Source organism: Pseudidiomarina andamanensis (assembly GCF_009734345.1).
GTDB lineage: Bacteria > Pseudomonadota > Gammaproteobacteria > Enterobacterales > Alteromonadaceae > Pseudidiomarina > Pseudidiomarina andamanensis.
Window position 1 is genome coordinate 1,724,272 of sequence record NZ_CP032551.1, and the last position, 15,638, is coordinate 1,739,909.

The 15,638-nt window shown below is 47.9% G+C and carries 14 protein-coding genes and 1 pseudogene; 9 read left to right on the forward strand and 6 right to left on the reverse strand.

Features of this window, described 5'->3' with window-relative positions; translation table 11 throughout:
* Nucleotides 1-33: 33 nt before the first annotated feature.
* The 4 genes from D3795_RS08150 to fnr all read left to right on the forward strand — a co-directional run bounded on the left by D3795_RS08150 (nucleotide 34) and on the right by fnr (nucleotide 2,659).
* Entirely contained in the window at nucleotides 34-570 is a 537-nt protein-coding gene (locus D3795_RS08150) for an RNA polymerase sigma factor (RefSeq protein WP_310942439.1), read from the forward strand.
* A complete protein-coding gene (locus D3795_RS08155) occupies nucleotides 560-1,294 on the forward strand; it encodes an anti-sigma factor family protein (protein ID WP_156267777.1) in 735 nt (244 codons plus the stop codon). The genes D3795_RS08150 and D3795_RS08155 overlap by 11 nt, the downstream gene beginning before the upstream one ends.
* 18 nt (nucleotides 1,295-1,312) lie before the next feature.
* Nucleotides 1,313-1,834 (forward strand): CC0125/CC1285 family lipoprotein, encoded by a 522-nt coding sequence (locus D3795_RS08160; RefSeq protein ID WP_156267779.1) that lies wholly within the window; start codon nucleotides 1,313-1,315, stop codon nucleotides 1,832-1,834.
* 120 nt (nucleotides 1,835-1,954) lie between these two features.
* Nucleotides 1,955-2,659 carry a fumarate/nitrate reduction transcriptional regulator Fnr gene (fnr, locus tag D3795_RS08165; protein ID WP_310942440.1) on the forward strand — a complete coding sequence of 235 codons (705 nt, stop codon included), beginning with the start codon at nucleotides 1,955-1,957 and terminating at the stop codon, nucleotides 2,657-2,659.
* A 10-nt stretch (nucleotides 2,660-2,669) separates the two neighbouring features.
* Here fnr and D3795_RS08170 read toward each other — a convergent pair whose 3' ends face one another.
* Entirely contained in the window at nucleotides 2,670-3,209 is a 540-nt protein-coding gene (locus D3795_RS08170) for a hemerythrin domain-containing protein (RefSeq protein ID WP_156267781.1), read from the reverse strand.
* Nucleotides 3,210-3,391: 182 nt separating this feature from the next.
* Here D3795_RS08170 and norR point away from each other — a divergent pair, with 182 nt between their 5' ends.
* Complete coding sequence (gene norR, locus D3795_RS08175) at nucleotides 3,392-4,948, forward strand: nitric oxide reductase transcriptional regulator NorR (RefSeq protein WP_156267783.1); 1,557 nt, start codon at nucleotides 3,392-3,394, stop codon at nucleotides 4,946-4,948.
* A gap of 48 nt (nucleotides 4,949-4,996) precedes the next feature.
* Nucleotides 4,997-5,392 (forward strand): YbaN family protein, encoded by a 396-nt coding sequence (locus D3795_RS08180; RefSeq protein ID WP_156267785.1) that lies wholly within the window; start codon nucleotides 4,997-4,999, stop codon nucleotides 5,390-5,392.
* Here the strand turns inward: D3795_RS08180 and D3795_RS08185 are convergent.
* Genes D3795_RS08185 through ubiU form a run of 3 tightly spaced genes read right to left on the reverse strand, consistent with a single transcriptional unit; the run spans nucleotide 5,389 to nucleotide 8,508 of the window.
* A complete protein-coding gene (locus tag D3795_RS08185) occupies nucleotides 5,389-6,597 on the reverse strand; it encodes an NnrS family protein (protein ID WP_156267787.1) in 1,209 nt (402 codons plus the stop codon). The two genes, D3795_RS08180 and D3795_RS08185, sit on opposite strands and share 4 nt — an antisense overlap.
* Nucleotides 6,598-6,631: 34 nt before the next feature.
* The gene (locus D3795_RS08190; RefSeq protein WP_156267789.1) at nucleotides 6,632-7,510 is read right to left on the reverse strand and encodes a U32 family peptidase; all 879 of its coding nucleotides are present in this window, start codon (nucleotides 7,508-7,510) and stop codon (nucleotides 6,632-6,634) included.
* Between the two features lie 2 nt (nucleotides 7,511-7,512).
* Nucleotides 7,513-8,508 carry a ubiquinone anaerobic biosynthesis protein UbiU gene (gene ubiU / locus D3795_RS08195; RefSeq protein WP_092857495.1) on the reverse strand — a complete coding sequence of 332 codons (996 nt, stop codon included), beginning with the start codon at nucleotides 8,506-8,508 and terminating at the stop codon, nucleotides 7,513-7,515.
* 51 nt (nucleotides 8,509-8,559) lie between these two features.
* Here ubiU and ubiT point away from each other — a divergent pair, with 51 nt between their 5' ends.
* Both ubiT and hemN read left to right on the forward strand, forming a co-directional pair.
* Nucleotides 8,560-9,102: a ubiquinone anaerobic biosynthesis accessory factor UbiT gene (gene ubiT / locus D3795_RS08200; protein WP_156267791.1), complete on the forward strand. Its 543-nt coding sequence runs from the start codon at nucleotides 8,560-8,562 to the stop codon at nucleotides 9,100-9,102.
* Between the two features lie 116 nt (nucleotides 9,103-9,218).
* Nucleotides 9,219-10,598 (forward strand): oxygen-independent coproporphyrinogen III oxidase, encoded by a 1,380-nt coding sequence (hemN, locus tag D3795_RS08205; protein ID WP_156267793.1) that lies wholly within the window; start codon nucleotides 9,219-9,221, stop codon nucleotides 10,596-10,598.
* 35 nt (nucleotides 10,599-10,633) lie between these two features.
* Here the strand turns inward: hemN and nrdD are convergent.
* Both nrdD and nrdG read right to left on the reverse strand, forming a co-directional pair.
* Nucleotides 10,634-12,470, reverse strand: a pseudogene (gene nrdD / locus D3795_RS08210) (anaerobic ribonucleoside-triphosphate reductase).
* Nucleotides 12,471-12,504: 34 nt separating this feature from the next.
* Nucleotides 12,505-12,957, reverse strand: a complete 453-nt coding sequence (gene nrdG / locus D3795_RS08215; protein ID WP_156267795.1) for an anaerobic ribonucleoside-triphosphate reductase activating protein — start codon at nucleotides 12,955-12,957, stop codon at nucleotides 12,505-12,507.
* 401 nt (nucleotides 12,958-13,358) lie between these two features.
* Here nrdG and D3795_RS08220 point away from each other — a divergent pair, with 401 nt between their 5' ends.
* Nucleotides 13,359-15,632 (forward strand): nitric-oxide reductase large subunit, encoded by a 2,274-nt coding sequence (locus D3795_RS08220; RefSeq protein WP_156267797.1) that lies wholly within the window; start codon nucleotides 13,359-13,361, stop codon nucleotides 15,630-15,632.
* Nucleotides 15,633-15,638 lie beyond the last annotated feature (6 nt).

The window sequence follows — 15,638 nt, forward strand, 5'->3', positions numbered from 1 at the left end:
AATACTTTCATTTCAGTCAACTTGGATAGAACGATGACAACTGCAAACTTGAAACAACAAATTAGCACAATACTGCCAGCCTTGCGGCGCTTTGCCTTATCGCTATGTGGCAATGTTGCAGACGCCGATGACTTATTGCAGACCACGGTCGAGCGCCTGCTAACACGTTCAGTGCCAGACAATGCTGAGCTTATCGCTTGGGCATTTAAAGTATGCCGTAATGCGTGGATTGATGAGCACCGGGCGCGTAAAGTTCGTGAAAATGCTGTACACAACGAACAGTTGCAAGAGTCCACCAGCGCCGACGATGTGCAGCGTATTCATAATCAACTTGAATTAAATCAAGTGGACGCGGCAATCGAACAACTCCCGAACGAGCAGCGTGAAGCAATTGCCTTAGTTGCTATACAAGGTCTAAGTTATCGCGAAGCTGCTGAAATTCTTGAGGTGCCGACTGGTACCATTATGAGCCGATTGGCTCGCGCTCGCGCTAAATTAGCTGAATTATTGCAACACACACAAATCGCCGACAGCGCCAGCAATCAAGGAGGGGCTCCTTATGTTCATTAATGACGAAATGCTATCAGCATTCTTAGACAATGAACTCGACGCAGCTGAAACCGAGGTTGTTCGTGCACAGCTCGAACATGACGAAAAGCTCGCTGAACGCCTAGCGGCACTCGCCATGGCAGATTTACAAGTTCGCGAGCGGGTTGATGCGCTGAATTCACAAGCTATACCAGCGCGAGTTTACAAGCTGCTTGAAGAAACCGATGAGCCAACCAATGTGGTGTCACTGAGCCGCTGGAAGATGTTAAAGAACACCGTTCAAGAGCATGTTGCGGTTGCGGCTAGCGTTGCGTTAATGATCGGTTTTGGGTTGGGCTCGTGGACATTGGCACCAACAACTGGCACCGCCGACACCGCGATTGCCGTGGCGCTAGAAACACAGCCAAGTGGTAAACCATATGCGCTTGCTAACAATGCGACGTTTACCGGCCAGTTAACTTTTGTAGATAACCAAGGGGATTATTGTCGCCAGTATGAACTAACCCAACAGCAAACGACTACCACGGCTATTCAGTGCCGCCGTAACGGTGCTTGGCAGCAGGTAGCGAGTCTGGAAGTTGCAACTCAATCACAGTCAGGAGGCTATCAGACGGCGACTGACAAACACATGCTGGACCCAGTTCTGGACCAGATGATGCAATCGGCGCCGTTAACGCCAGCGCAAGAGCAAGAAACACTTAACGCTGCTTGGAATTCGACTTCGAAAAACAACAAGCAGCATTAAAACCAAAGGAGAACGACCATGAAAACACTGAATATTATGTTGTTCACATTACTAAGCCTAGTACTTGTTGGTTGTAGCTCACAGCCTGATTATCGCAAAGCGGAAGGCTCCGGCTATGGCTACCAAGAAACTAAAATTTCGGATACGCAGTACCGCGTGAGTTTTAAGGCGCGTGGCTCTGACAAAACCAAAGCGATGGATTATGCACTGCTTCGTGCCGCTGAAGTAACCTTGGAAAATGGCTACGACTGGTTTGTGGTCACACACCGTGAAACGCTCATTGACCGCGAGCGTGTGAGCCCCGAATCGAGCATTGGTTATACCAGCTCTCACGATATGGTGACGCGCTGCGGTTTAATCTCGTGCACGACCACACATTATCCACGCGATACGTATAGCGCTGGTATTCATATTGGTGGTCGCGAATCGAGTGACATTGAAAGTATTGTTGAAATCAAACTGGGTAAAGGAGCACGTCCAGATACTGATTACAGTTTCAATGCGCTTGAAGTCAAAGAAAACCTCAGCCCCGAAAATTAATCCGATCTACCCCTTGAGAGGGATCTCGAGGGTACTCCTTCAGCGCAAGGTTAATTTGTAGCCGGACTGCGTATACTGCATGCATTGATATTTGATTTTGATCTGCATCAGGAAAACGTTATGGCGAATATGACTTCACACATTCATTGTCAAAATTGCAGCATGGCAGCGCTATGTTTACCGTATCAACTGGATCAAGATGGTATGGCTCGCTTGGATACAATCATTCAGCGCCATAAACCGATTCACAAGCGCGACGTGTTAGTCAATGCGGGCACACCGCTGAAGTTTTTGTACGCGGTTCGCAGCGGTTCACTTAAGTCATATACCATTGATGACAATGGCATTGAGCAAATTATCGACTTTCATCTGCCGGGTGATTTGATTGGCTTTGATGCACTTGCCAACAGCGAACATCGGAGTTACACCCAAGCACTTGAAACCAGCATGTTGTGCGAAATTCCGGTGAGTTCATTAGATGATCTTGCGGAACAAATGCCAGGTTTACGTCGCCAGATGTGGCGCTTGATGAGCGGTGAAATTTTTACTAGCAAGCAGTTACTCGGCACACTCAATAACCGCTCAGCACAACAACGCTTAGCTCACTTTTTAGTTACGCTTGCCGACCGCTTTAAAGAGCGTGGCCTATCAAGTCGCTCATTCCGATTGACCATGACTCGGGCGGACATTGGCAATTACCTTGGCTTGTCGGTTGAAACCATCAGCCGCATTTTATCTGCGTTGCAATTAGAAGGGGTAATTGACGTACAGAACAAACTAGTTAACGTGATTGAACCAACCCGCTTGCGCGAGTTGGCTCAGTAAGTCTTCTAGCCTATTGGCAACCGCCACAGCAGTGGCCGTTGCCATGGTGGCCTTTCCCTGCTTCTTCAGCTTTCTTAAACAACACGCTATTTTCGATGGCGATGTGTTGGTGTAGGTCGCTGATAAATTCATTAATGCCTTCATACAACATGATCCAGCTGCCACAAGCACCACGTGGTGCGTTACATTGGTTCGTTAACTCAAGCAGTTGGGCAATCATTTGCTCATGTTGATCATGCTCTTCTTCCATCACTGCAATTGGGCCTTGTGGATAAATACCGCCGGCAAGCATTGGGAACAGAATTTGCTCTTCTTTCATCATGTGGCTTTCAAGCTCTTGGTACATCGCTTGTAAGTGTTCGGCTAAGCCAGCTGGGCAATCGCTGTGATCGTTGTGAACATCTTCAATTTTGCGCGCCAAGTTAATTAAGTCAGGCAATTGCGCACGATGTTTTTCATGAAAATGCTCCACCATGAATTCGGTTAGCGCTTTCTTTGGCATGGCTTGGTATACGGCAAGTGCCTCACTATGAACGGTTTGGGTCGTCATAAAACTTCTCCTAGCTAATATTTAGTCGCTGCAAGCAGCGCAATTGAGCGTATTTACCCCTTAACTGGTGCAATTTCGATGCCAAAACTACCCACTTTGATTTATATCGAGTTTTTTTCTGCAATGGTAAATTAAACCCAATGAAATTCGGGTCATTCAGGCCTAAAAGGGTTGTTTTTACCATGCATGATGTCTCCTTACTTGAAACACTAATTGCCGATTTAGTGACTGATTTACCAGCGGTCATTCGCTTGGAAAAAGTCGTAAAAACACTGCGCACGCATTTTCATTGTGGTGCCGTCGTGATACTCAAACACGACCAAGATATGTTGCGTCCTATTGCCAGTATTGGCTTGGCTCGCGAAGCGCTTGGCCGTCGTTTTCTAGTGCAACAACACCCGCGCCTTGAGCGTATTCTAAGTAGTCGTGAAACCGTTCGGTTCGAACCGGATAGCAGTTTGCCTGATCCATACGATGGGTTAATTGAAGACAGCCCAGATGGTCACCTTGCCGTGCATGATTGCATGGGCATCAGCCTCTATATTGAAGGCAAGTGCTGGGGCGTACTCACACTGGATGCACTCACACCTGGTACCTTTGATAACAGCACCATGCAGGCATTACAACGCGCGAGCTTATTAGTAGAAGCCGCCATTCGTATGGGCTTAATTGAGCAAAACATCCGAGCGCTACGTAACAATCGTCGCGACAGTGAATACTCACTAACAAGTAACGGCACAGATAGCCAAGAAATTATTGGTCGCAGCGCCGCGTTGATGACGGTACTGCAAGAATTAGAAGTGGTTGCTGGCTCTGATTTGCCGGTATTGCTGCTCGGCGAAACCGGTGTCGGTAAAGAGTTATTTGCGCGACAGTTACACCGTTTGTCACCTCGAAACCATAAACCACTGGTGTACGTGAACTGCGCCGCACTACCGGAAACTTTAGCCGAGAGTGAATTGTTTGGACATACTCGCGGCGCCTATTCTGGAGCAACCGGCGAGCGCGCTGGGCGCTTTGACAGCGCCGATGGCGGTACCATTTTCTTAGACGAGGTTGGTGAACTACCATTAGCCATACAAGCCAAGTTATTACGTGTGCTACAAAACGGTGAAATTCAGCGTCTTGGTAGTGATAGCTCACACAAGGTCAATGTTCGAATTGTGGCGGCGACCAATCGTGACTTAAAGCAACAAATTAAGTCTGGCGACTTCCGTGCAGATTTATACCATCGTTTGTCGGTATATCCGCTACCGATTCCGCCACTGCGCGACCGCCAAGATGATATTTCGGTGCTGGCTGGTCACTTCCTTGAGCTCAACCGTGCACGCTTAGGCGTTCGCGCACTGCGTTTGTCGCCAACCGCAGAGCAAGCATTGCAGCGTTATGATTGGCCGGGTAACGTGCGTGAGCTAGAGCACACTATCAGTCGTGCCGCTATCAAGGCATTAAGCTTGGGTGCGCGACGTGATGACATTGTGAGTATTGATGCCGAGCTTCTCGATTTACCTACCGCGGTGGTTCAAGCCGTAGGCGCTCAAGATCTGCCACTACCTAAAGCCAATGGCACCTTAGATGTCGGTTCGCTAAATTTAAAGAATGCCGTACAAACTGTTCAGCGTGAACTGATTCAGCAAGCGCTTGAGCATACCGACTATAAATGGACGCAAGCAGCTCGTATACTAGACCTTGATCCGAGCAACTTACACAAGCTAGCCAGCCGCTTAGGGCTGAAATAAGCTCAGTTCTCGGTAAGAGATTCAGAACCATAACAGGGTCGGTATTTTATGAGGGTCATTTTGCGCATTTTGTTGTGGCGCACCATTGCAATTTTGGCGTTGCTACTCGGAGTCATTGGGCTATTGCTACCGATTATGCCGACCGTACCGTTTTTGCTTGTTGCCGCATGGGCAGGCGGCAAAGGGTGGCCGGTACTTGAACAAAAGCTATTGGCACACCCTAAATACGGGCCACAAATTATTGCTTGGCGTAAATACGGTGTGGTCAAACGTCAACCCAAAGTGATTGCGTCAGTCATGATGGGAGGTAGTGCGATAATGCTTGGCTTTAGCCCGGCACCGTTTGCCGTTAAATTCGCTGTGATTGGAATTATGGCAACTGTTGCGGTATGGCTCTGGTTGCGTCCTGAAGCAGAGCCAACCACCGCAACTAAATCAGATTAGCCTGGACGCCCATCTGGGCGTGGTGTTGTTAGAATAGGCAAATACACCACTACGTACATGCTATAAGCAATTATCCATGCCGCCGCTGCAAAGACTAACCATGACATCGCCAAATCAGGCACCAACCAAGTCAGCACAACACGCGATAATGCCGCTGAAATCACCAGTAAAAACGCCAGTGACATAATCGGCTTAGGCTGCAATGGACGACCACTGTGGCCCAGAGAAACGCGCGCAATCATCGCCAAAATCATGTTCCCCATTGCGCCAGCGGTTAGTGCATGTAGCGCGATGGAATTGGTTATACTAGTCACCCCCAACTCACGTAACGCAAACAGCGCAAGGCCAACAGGAATAAACCAATAAGCAATATGCAACGACCATAGCAATGGTACGCGCAGGGTTATCCAAATGCGCCAGCGGAAGCAACGAATACCTAGTGCAACAGCGCTAATGCCGCACAAAGCAGCCATCACAGCGTCTGGTAATTGCGCACTAAACAAAGTGATGTTGAGGATAAAAATCAGCCATAAACTGCCAAGGCCAATGCGATCGAGCCACTCAATCGGTTGCGCTTTTTGCGTCATGGTGCCGTTAGCGGTAAACATCGGTAGCACCCGCCCACCAACAATGGCCATCAATAAGGTGACCAGCCAAACGGCGTTTTGACTACCTAACTGCTGCAGGTCGAACCGATCACTGACTAACCCGTAGTGCATGAGGGCATTACAAAATGTGAGTAAGAACAGCACAGGCACAAAGAACAAGTTACGCTGTTGCTTGACTTGAATTAGCGGCACTGCGAGTAAAACCGCCGCCAATGGCAAGAATAACAAGTCGACTGCTGCAACCAGCCATACCGGTAGGCCGGCACCAAACAACATCAACAAGCGACCCAGTAACCAAACGGTGGTCAAAATACCTAGAGCTCGGCCATGTGTGGCGCGCAGCCCAGTCCAGTTTTGCACTGCGGTAAGTAAGAAACCAACGACAATGGCGGCGACAAAACCAAAAATCATTTCATGGGCATGCCAAAACATCACTTGCCCATAAACTGGCAACGAGATTTGCCCGCCAAGCACTAGTATCCACAGCAACATCGCAATGGCACTGAAACTGGCACCGAACAAAAACATCGGGCGAAATGCTTGGCGCAACAATGGCCACATCTTTTGTTCAACCTGTAAATCGGTAATTTGTAACATGAGCTCTCCCTATTTGTTTCAGCATTTGCGAGCTTTAATCGAGCTGTTGTACAAGCCCCGCAAGGGCCAACCAATAGCCATTGCTATCATTTTTATCCAACTTCTGCGGCGCTCCACCAGCCACGTTGGCACGAAACTTCTCAAGCCAGTCAAAGGTTCCCACTAACTGTGGGCTTAACCGCACGACATCCACTAGCCCATCCATATTGGGAAGTTGATTGACCAGGTTGTAGCGACTACCTGACTGCGTTTGAATACCGTTGAGTACAAACACTTGTTGGCCTTCTTGACTGCTGACCGGACGCCCTTCTGGATAATTAATGCAAACCAGTTCGCACTGATCTTTCGGGCGGTTTTCTGAGCGCGCGGTAAAACAACGCCCTGACCAAGCCAATGGCATATGCCCTAATGCGAATATCTCCACTTCAAAGCAGTCACGTACATCGTGCACCATGGGTTGCTGCAGTAATTTCGCCAGCCACTCGCGCGATAACTCAACCGGCATCACCCAACGGCTCATGCCTAAGCTCATCAATTTCCGTAATGTATGTTGGTTGTAGCAGTTAATGGCAGCGCCCGCAACGAAGGGTACTTTGTGTTCTTGCAAGTAAGGAATGGCGCCAACATCATTAGCCTCTACTAAAAACTCACCGTTGTCGCAGTATTTGCGAAGCTCACGCAGTTCCGATGGTGCCTCTAACAAGGTCATGGTTGATAAACAGACTTGCTTGCCCGCCTCGCGCAACATATGTGCAATCGCCATGTAATCATCAAATTTCAGCTCACGGCGTTTGCTGCAAACGGTTTCACCTAAATAAACGATATCCACAGACGAGTCGGCTGCCTGTTGATAAAAGTTCTCAACCACTTGTTTGGGCCAAAAGTACTGAATTGCTCCAAGTGAAAATTTCATAATTACTTCCATTTCCGGTGGTAGGCACCAAGGGTGGTTTGACTGCCCTCAGAAAGCCCTGCCAAAACATGATCCCACTGTTCTTGAACCGCAAACTGCTCTGGGTTTGCCATCACGGCATCAATCGCTTGTCGCCAAACTTGGGTAATTTGCGCAACGTATGCCGGGCTCCGTTGACGCCCCTCAATTTTCAGCGACGCAATACCTTCTTTGTACAACTCGGGCAGTAAACTAAGCGTATTCAGACTAGTTGGCTCTTCTAAAGCATGGTAAGTGTCATCACCAACCTTAAATCGACCTTTGCATAGTGTTGGATAACCAGCAGTTTCATTGGGAGCAAAACGGTCAATCAGTATATTGTTGAGGCGTGACTCTAACGTGCCATCGTCTGCTTCATCCCAGCGCACATACTTAGCAGGCGAGCAGGCACCGGCGGTGTTTGGCGATTCACCGGTCATATATGAGCTTAAATAACAGCGCCCTTCAGCCATGATGCACAAGCTACCGAAAGCGAACACTTCCAGCTCAATATCGGTCGTTCTCGCTATCGCTCTTACTTGATTCATGGATAGTACGCGCGGTAAAACCACTCGACTCACGCCAAACTGTTTATAAAACTCAATCGCTGCTGCATTGGTTGCAGACGCTTGTACCGATAAGTGCAGTTCGACTTTCGGATACCGATCAGCGGCATACGCTAATACCGCCATATCAGCTAATATCAGCACATCGGCGCCAGCTTTGACCGCCATATCGACAGCGCGACGCCAGTTTTCAAAAGTATCCGCATGGGCAAACGTATTAATCGCGACGTGAAGCTTCTTGCCATGTTGGTGCACATAACGAGCCGCTTCGGTGAGCCCAGCCTGATCAAGGTTTAACCCCGCGAAATGGCGCGCGTTGGTTTCATCTTTAAGGCCGACATAGACCGCGTCGGCGCCGTGCTCAATGGCCGCTTTTAACGCTGGCATACTGCCAGCCGGACACAGAAGTTCCATAATTATTGATCCCGTCGATAAACATGCATTCGTAATGAGTATTATAATCCGATGAAAATTTTACGGGACATTAATGGACGGCAACTTATGGTTATCCCCAAAGTAGTAGATCACTGGCAGCAGCTTATAAAAGGTTTAAATACGGCCTTGCATATTGTGCCAAAACCCTTGTCAGAACAGGTGTTAGGAGCAATGTTGAACCATGTGTTAAAGCCAGAATTACAACAGCAAAAACTCCGGTTTTTAGTCAATCAATGGGTACAAATTGAGGTTCCCGATCTCAGCTTAGTGTTCTATGTCACTGCCGTTGCCAACCCGCATACCATGCGCCTGAAAGTGTCCGTGAAGCCACAACTAGCTGCGGTAACCATGCGTGGCAATAGCGCCTCGTTGGTATTGCTGATGAGTGGTCAAGTCGACCCAGACACCTTGTTCTTCCGGCGCAAACTGCTGATCAAGGGCGACACCGAATTAGGTTTATCGGTAAAGAACTTACTCGATACTATTGAGCTTGAGGGTCGCCTTCCCGGCACGCTCTATCGAGCCACTCAAGAGACCGCAACCCTCATTCTGGCAAAGCCCGAGCTGCGCTAAATTCCGCCGAGGCTCGGGTCGCTTATACCCCTTCAGGTGTATCAAATTTTTGATCCGCATCATATAAACTGCGCTCAGTTATTCATCAGTAAGGGGTTTCCCCACGGGGTGTTCGCATGACCAATCACGCAAACCAAATTGTTTGGAGCCAAGAGCTCATCGATAAGTACAACATCAATGGACCACGCTATACGTCGTACCCGACCGCATTAGCGCTACACAATCAGTTTCCATTGAGTTCGATGGTGCGCACACTTGCCAACGCCCCAAAAGAATTGAGCTTATACATCCATTTACCGTTCTGTATTAAGCTTTGCTATTACTGCGGTTGTAACAAAGTCATCACCCGCCATCAGCATAAAGCTGACATTTATTTAGATTACTTGGCGAAAGAAATGGCGATGTACAAAGCCTTATTAGGTGATCGTAAATTTGAATCGGTGCACATGGGCGGCGGCACCCCAACGTTCTTAAGCGAAACACAATTGTCACGCTTAATGGACTTGCTGCACGAGCATTTCAGTTTTACCGACAACGCAGAGTGGTCAATCGAAATTGATCCGCGTAGCTGTAGCGATGACAAGCTGCGTCACTTGCGTCACCTCGGCTTTGATCGCGTCAGCTATGGCGTACAAGATTTTGATACCAAGGTTCAAATTGCCATCAACCGCGTGCAAGACACCGACATGATCAAGCACCAAGTGGCACTAAGCAAAGAGCTTGGCTTTCGCTCAATTAATCTCGATTTAATCTATGGTTTGCCGTATCAACGGCCTGAAACTTTCGCGGCATCGATTGACCAAGTGATTGAGCTGAACCCTGACCGCGTGTCACTGTTTAGCTATGCTCACTTGCCATCGCGTTTTGCTGGGCAGCGGAAAATTGACGAGTCGAGCTTGCCAACCGCACCAATTAAATTGGAATTACTGCAGTTGGGTATTACGAAGTTCACCGAAGCTGGCTATCAGTTCATTGGCATGGATCACTTCGCTAAAACCGACGATACCCTGGCACAGGCGCAACAGCGTGGTGAGCTGCAGCGAAACTTCCAGGGCTACACCACGTCTGGACAAGATGCGCTGTTGGGTATTGGTGCCTCCTCAATTAGCCAAATTGACGGTGTACTCTGGCAAAATGTAAAAGAGCTACCGTCTTATTACAAAGCCATTGATAACGGTACTTTGCCGATTGTGAAAGGCTTTGAGTTAAACGACGATGATCGCTTACGTGCGGCATTGATTTCACAAGTGATTTGCCACTTTGATCTCGACATTGAAGCGTTCTTAAAAGAATGGAATATCGACGATTTTTGGTCTTATTTCGCCGATTCTAAGCGAAAATTGGCTCCTTTTGTGGAAGATAATCTGGTTGAGTTAAACGATCAACGCTTAACTGTGACACCATTAGGCCGCCTGTGGGTGCGTAGTATCTGTGCCTGTTTTGATGCTTATTTAGATGATGCAGCAACAGCGCCACGTTACTCCAAAGTGGTGTAACGCAGCGCTGATTTACATGCTGAGTTGAAGCAGGCTTAACTCGCCTGCTTCAGTGCGTTCGCTTGCGCTCGAGCGCCAGCAATACTGGTGTCGTGCTGTTTACGATGGTAGTGGCGCGCTTGATGTTCTTTGCGACGTCCTGAGCTAAATGCCGACACCCGTTTCAAATAACCAATCACACGCGTCCCATAATCCACGTCTTCTGAACCACATGATGAACACTCGCATAAGGTGCGTTTATCGATGTGCTCGCAGTCATTACAGATGGTGATTTTCACGTTGATACAGAAGTAGTTGCAGCCTGTGGTTGCGGCAATATTCAGCATCGACAAATAACCATCTTCATTGAGCTTTTCGTCAAGATTTAAATGTAATGCTGAGCCACCATCCAAGAATTCAATTAACTCGTTACCGTGCATGATAAATTTATCCAATGAGTTGGTTTGCTCATCTTCAACCACATAGAAATACGAGTTGTAGCAGTCTCGTGGCACAAAGTAGCCATCTTCTCGGTCCCACTTCGCATTTTTCACGCCAAGGTTCTCTGCCGGCACAAATTCGGTGTTGAACATATAACCGTAGTCTTGCTTCGCCCGTTTGTTGGCATCGTAAATGACTTTCAAATGACGTTGCACAAACTCAATGTAGTCGCGGTTGTTACTCGCTACCAAGCCTTGTGACTCCGCAGCTTCAACCATGCCGTTGATACCGATAGTCAAGAACTGCTTATCAAGCGAAATAAAGCCGGCATCGTAGACGGTGAGCAAGCCTGCATCTTTGTACTCTTCCATAATGCGACGATAAGCCACTTGGTACTTATGAATTTTCTCAATTTCGGTGTTCAAATCGCGACCATCTTGCACCAAACGGTTCATATTAATGGTAATGACGTTGATAGAGCCAGTTGCTACACCGCCAGCACCCAATGTGTAACTAAAGGTATTGTCGGCAATTTCGCTACGCAAGCGACAGCATGAGGCGAGCGAATCTGCATTGGGTGATAAATACACAAAAAACGAATTCCCGTCGGCAAGCTCATGCGCAATATGGCGTGCAAACTGCTGGTCTTTGCACTGGCCTTCTTCGGTAAGCATAGCCACAGTGACTACCGGGAAGGTTAAGATGGTTTTCTTGCGTTCTTCGTTAAACCAGTGCAAGAAGAAGTCTTGCAGTTTACTCACAGATTCCCAGCTACTCTTAGTGAAGTCAGGAAATACGAAGTCACCAAACATACTGTCAAAGTAGTGTTGGTCGTATACAGAAATATTCCAAAATACACTTTGGTAGCCACGTGCGGCAGCAGGCTGATTCAATGCGTAAACCACGTGTTGCAGGTGATTTTCAATTTCATGGCGATGGGTTTCAAGGTAGTTATCGCCATAATCACGGCGGGCAAAATGGTCGAAATAAGCCAAGAACTCAACGGTGGCTACGGCGCCAGCAAATTGAGAAACTGACCGCAAAAACAAAGTTTACAAAAGTACCGCAGAAACTTTCGAGATGTTTCGGTGCTTTTGACTCACCGCCGAGTTTCGTCAAGCCATCACGCAAAAACGGATACATGGTGACCGACACACAGTAAGGCTTCAAACTGGTTTCGTCGTGCACGTAAATCTCGTGATCTTCAATTTGACGGATATACTCATGAGCCAAATCATCACCAAACAGTTCGCCAATTTTGGTACTGACTTGTTTGCGGTTCACTTGCACAAAAAAGTCTTTCATTAATTCCGCTTCAAGGGTCGCAATGTTCTTTTGGGTGACGTTGGCATTGGCATCCATTTTCGAACCATCAGCAGCGTTTTGTGCAGCTAAGTACTGCTTGATGAAATCCATTTTCGCGTCAACTTGTTCAGGGTGTAAGCGCAGCATTGTTCCTCTCCATTTATTTATTATTTATAGCCGGCTACGTCGTAATAAACCGGCAATTCAGTCGTTGCTGATTGCGTAAGTCGTAAAACTTCTGGTTGGTGGTGGGGCTATCTAGGCCACCAAGCTCCGCAATCCATGGCCCCGTTTTGAGGTAGGTCAAGTGTTGTTTCATTGCTAGCGACACATCGTCATAACCGGTGTATAAACACGTTTCGAGGCCGGCGTCGCGGGTCATTTTCAGCAACTCAATAAGGGCATCGGGTTGCCACTCGCCGCCGAGAAACAAAACACAGGTAATCAGGTTGCGATACTGTGCCAAACGCGTCGCGAAGTAGTCGGTAGTTAGCGCCTCACCACTACCCACTGGCCAACTATCGACGCTGTGGCACCCTTTGCATCCCACTGGACAGCCGGTGATGGTATAGGCAAGGGAAACCTCTCCAGGAACCTCCTGAAATACCACCTGTTCAGCACTGTATCGCAACATGAAATACCTATATATTGTGTAAGGTTATTTATAAATCACCATATATTGTGTTTCAGCATAGTCTCGACACACAAAGCTGCTTTGATCTAGATCAATAAAACTACCTCCAATGGGTATACCCCAAACAAACCTTTGCTTTACCCCTTTAGCTCAATTTCTTATGGACTAGGGCTCTGCCATTCTATACGCGGGTAATTTCTACCGAGGCGGTTGAATTGACCGCTGAAGAATTGGGTTGATTTAACCCAGTTAAATTAAATAACCGTGCTTTTTCAGTGAGATAAAACTTGGCACGGGGCTTGCTAGACAATCGACGTGTGCGCAACCCATTCGTAACACAGCGCAAACGTGATTAAAGGGAGAATCAACAATGCAACAACATCAACAGCCGGAGGTGCCAAATGGCCGGTTATAAAAAATTATGGTGGATACTAATTGCCATTTTGGCGATTACCTTTGGTGTCCTCGGTTATTTCGGTAAAGAAGTTTACCGTGTCGCTCCGCCTATTCCTGATCAAGTCGTGACCGAATCGGGTCAAGTACTGATGACGGAAGAGACGATTCTTGATGGCCAAACTGCATGGCAATCAGTCGGTGGTATGCAACTTGGCTCAATTTGGGGTCACGGTGCGTATCAAGCACCAGACTGGACAGCAGACTGGTTACACCGCGAGTTGTTAGCATGGTTAGAAATTACCGCGCAAAACACCTACGGCCAAAGCTATGAAAACTTAACTGAAGCACAACAAAACGCGCTGCAGTTCGAGTTAAAGCAAGCCTATCGTAATCCACAGTACAACGCTGAAACTGACACTTTAACGGTTGATGCCGTTCGTGCTGAAGCAATTGCACAAACTGCTGAGTACTACAGCCGTTTATTCAGCGATGACCTGTCACTGCGTAGTACCCGTGAAAGCTATGCAATGAAAGAAAACACGTTGCCAAGCGCAGAACGCCGCGAAGTCATGACGCAGTTCTTCTTCTGGACTGCTTGGGCCGCTGCTACTGAGCGTCCTGATAGCGACGTGACTTATACCAACAACTGGCCACACGAGCCGTTAATTGATAACAAACCAAGCGCAGAGAACCTGATTTGGTCGTTAGTTTCAATTATCTTGTTAATTGCTGGCGTTGGTGGCTTAATTTGGGCGTGGGCATTCTTACGTGAACATGACGAAGAAGAGCCTGAAGCACCGAAAAAAGACCCGATTAGCTTGGTCAACTTAACCCCATCACAAAAAGCACTGGGTAAATACTTGTTCTTAGTGATGGCATTGTTCATTGTGCAAATTTTCTTAGGTGGTTTCACCGCACACTACACTGTTGAAGGCCAAGAATTCTATGGTATCAACGTATCGCAGTGGTTCCCGTACTCATTGGTACGTACTTGGCACATTCAGGCCGCACTATTCTGGATTGCAACCGGCTTCTTGGCTGCAGGTTTGTTCCTAGCACCAATCATCAACGGTGGTAAAGATCCGAAATTCCAAAAACTGGGTGTCGACATCTTGTTCTGGGCACTGGTTGTGGTTGTGGCTGGCTCGTTCATTGGTAACTACTTAGCTATTGCGCAAATCATGCCTGAGAATCTTAGCTTCTGGTTAGGACACCAAGGTTATGAGTACGTTGATTTAGGCCGTCTCTGGCAAATTGGTAAGTTCACCGGCATCGTGTTCTGGTTAGGTTTGATGTTGCGTGGCGTTATTGGCGCATTCAAACAACCTGGCGACAAGAACTTGTTGGCTCTATTAACTGCATCAGTCGTCGCGATTGGCTTGTTCTACGGCGCTGGCTTCTTCTACGGCGAACGTACTCACATCTCAATCATGGAATACTGGCGCTGGTGGATTGTTCACCTGTGGGTAGAAGGCTTCTTCGAAGTATTCGCAACTGCAGCGTTAGCATTCATCTTCCACAGCATGGGCTTAGTATCACGCCGCATGGCAACTGCAGCCTCATTGGCTTCAGCATCATTGTTCATGCTTGGTGGCGTACCAGGTACTTTCCACCACTTGTACTTCTCAGGTACTACGACGCCAATTATGGCTGTCGGCGCGACTTTCTCTGCGCTTGAAGTAGTACCATTGGTTGTACTTGGCTACGAAGCTTGGGAAAACTGGAGCTTGCAGAAACGTGCTGACTGGATGCAACGCATCAAGTGGCCTCTCATGTGCTTTGTTGCAGTCGCATTCTGGAACTTCTTGGGTGCCGGCGTATTGGGCTTCATGATTAACCCACCCATTGCGCTGTACTACATTCAAGGCTTGAACACCACACCGACTCACGCTCACGCAGCATTGTTCGGGGTGTATGGTTTCTTAGCGATTGGTTTCGTGCTGCTTATCTTGCGCTACATTCGTCCGAACTTCGCGTTCAACGACAAGATCATGAAAACCGCTTTCTGGTGGATGAACATTGGTCTGTGCATGATGCTGTTCACTAGCTTGTTACCAATTGGCTTCATTCAGTTCTTCGCATCGGCATCTGAAGGCTTATGGTACGCACGTAGCGAAGAGTTCATGCAACAACCATTGCTAGAAAGCTTACGTTGGATTCGTACTGTTGGTGACGTGGTGTTTATCATCGGTGGTCTTGCGGTTGCTTATCAGGTTGTCATTGGCCTGTTCGGCAAGCAAGAAGCTGAAGTTGACGCGAAACCTGTCACTGTGAAGTAACAACTT

Bases quoted from the DNA above. Each gene is read 5' to 3' on its own strand.
- hemN (WP_156267793.1), top strand. From the start codon at position 9,219: ATGACCAATCACGCAAACCAAATTGTTTGGAGCCAAGAGCTCATCGAT.
- D3795_RS08185 (WP_156267787.1), bottom strand. From the start codon at position 6,597: ATGTTACAAATTACCGATTTACAGGTTGAACAAAAGATGTGGCCATTG.
- D3795_RS08180 (WP_156267785.1), top strand. From the start codon at position 4,997: ATGAGGGTCATTTTGCGCATTTTGTTGTGGCGCACCATTGCAATTTTG.
- D3795_RS08190 (WP_156267789.1), bottom strand. From the start codon at position 7,510: ATGAAATTTTCACTTGGAGCAATTCAGTACTTTTGGCCCAAACAAGTG.
- ubiT (WP_156267791.1), top strand. From the start codon at position 8,560: ATGAAAATTTTACGGGACATTAATGGACGGCAACTTATGGTTATCCCC.
- D3795_RS08170 (WP_156267781.1), bottom strand. From the start codon at position 3,209: ATGACGACCCAAACCGTTCATAGTGAGGCACTTGCCGTATACCAAGCC.
- D3795_RS08155 (WP_156267777.1), top strand. From the start codon at position 560: ATGTTCATTAATGACGAAATGCTATCAGCATTCTTAGACAATGAACTC.
- D3795_RS08220 (WP_156267797.1), top strand. From the start codon at position 13,359: ATGGCCGGTTATAAAAAATTATGGTGGATACTAATTGCCATTTTGGCG.
- norR (WP_156267783.1), top strand. From the start codon at position 3,392: ATGCATGATGTCTCCTTACTTGAAACACTAATTGCCGATTTAGTGACT.
- D3795_RS08160 (WP_156267779.1), top strand. From the start codon at position 1,313: ATGAAAACACTGAATATTATGTTGTTCACATTACTAAGCCTAGTACTT.
- nrdG (WP_156267795.1), bottom strand. From the start codon at position 12,957: ATGTTGCGATACAGTGCTGAACAGGTGGTATTTCAGGAGGTTCCTGGA.
- fnr (WP_310942440.1), top strand. From the start codon at position 1,955: ATGGCGAATATGACTTCACACATTCATTGTCAAAATTGCAGCATGGCA.
- D3795_RS08150 (WP_310942439.1), top strand. From the start codon at position 34: ATGACAACTGCAAACTTGAAACAACAAATTAGCACAATACTGCCAGCC.
- ubiU (WP_092857495.1), bottom strand. From the start codon at position 8,508: ATGGAACTTCTGTGTCCGGCTGGCAGTATGCCAGCGTTAAAAGCGGCC.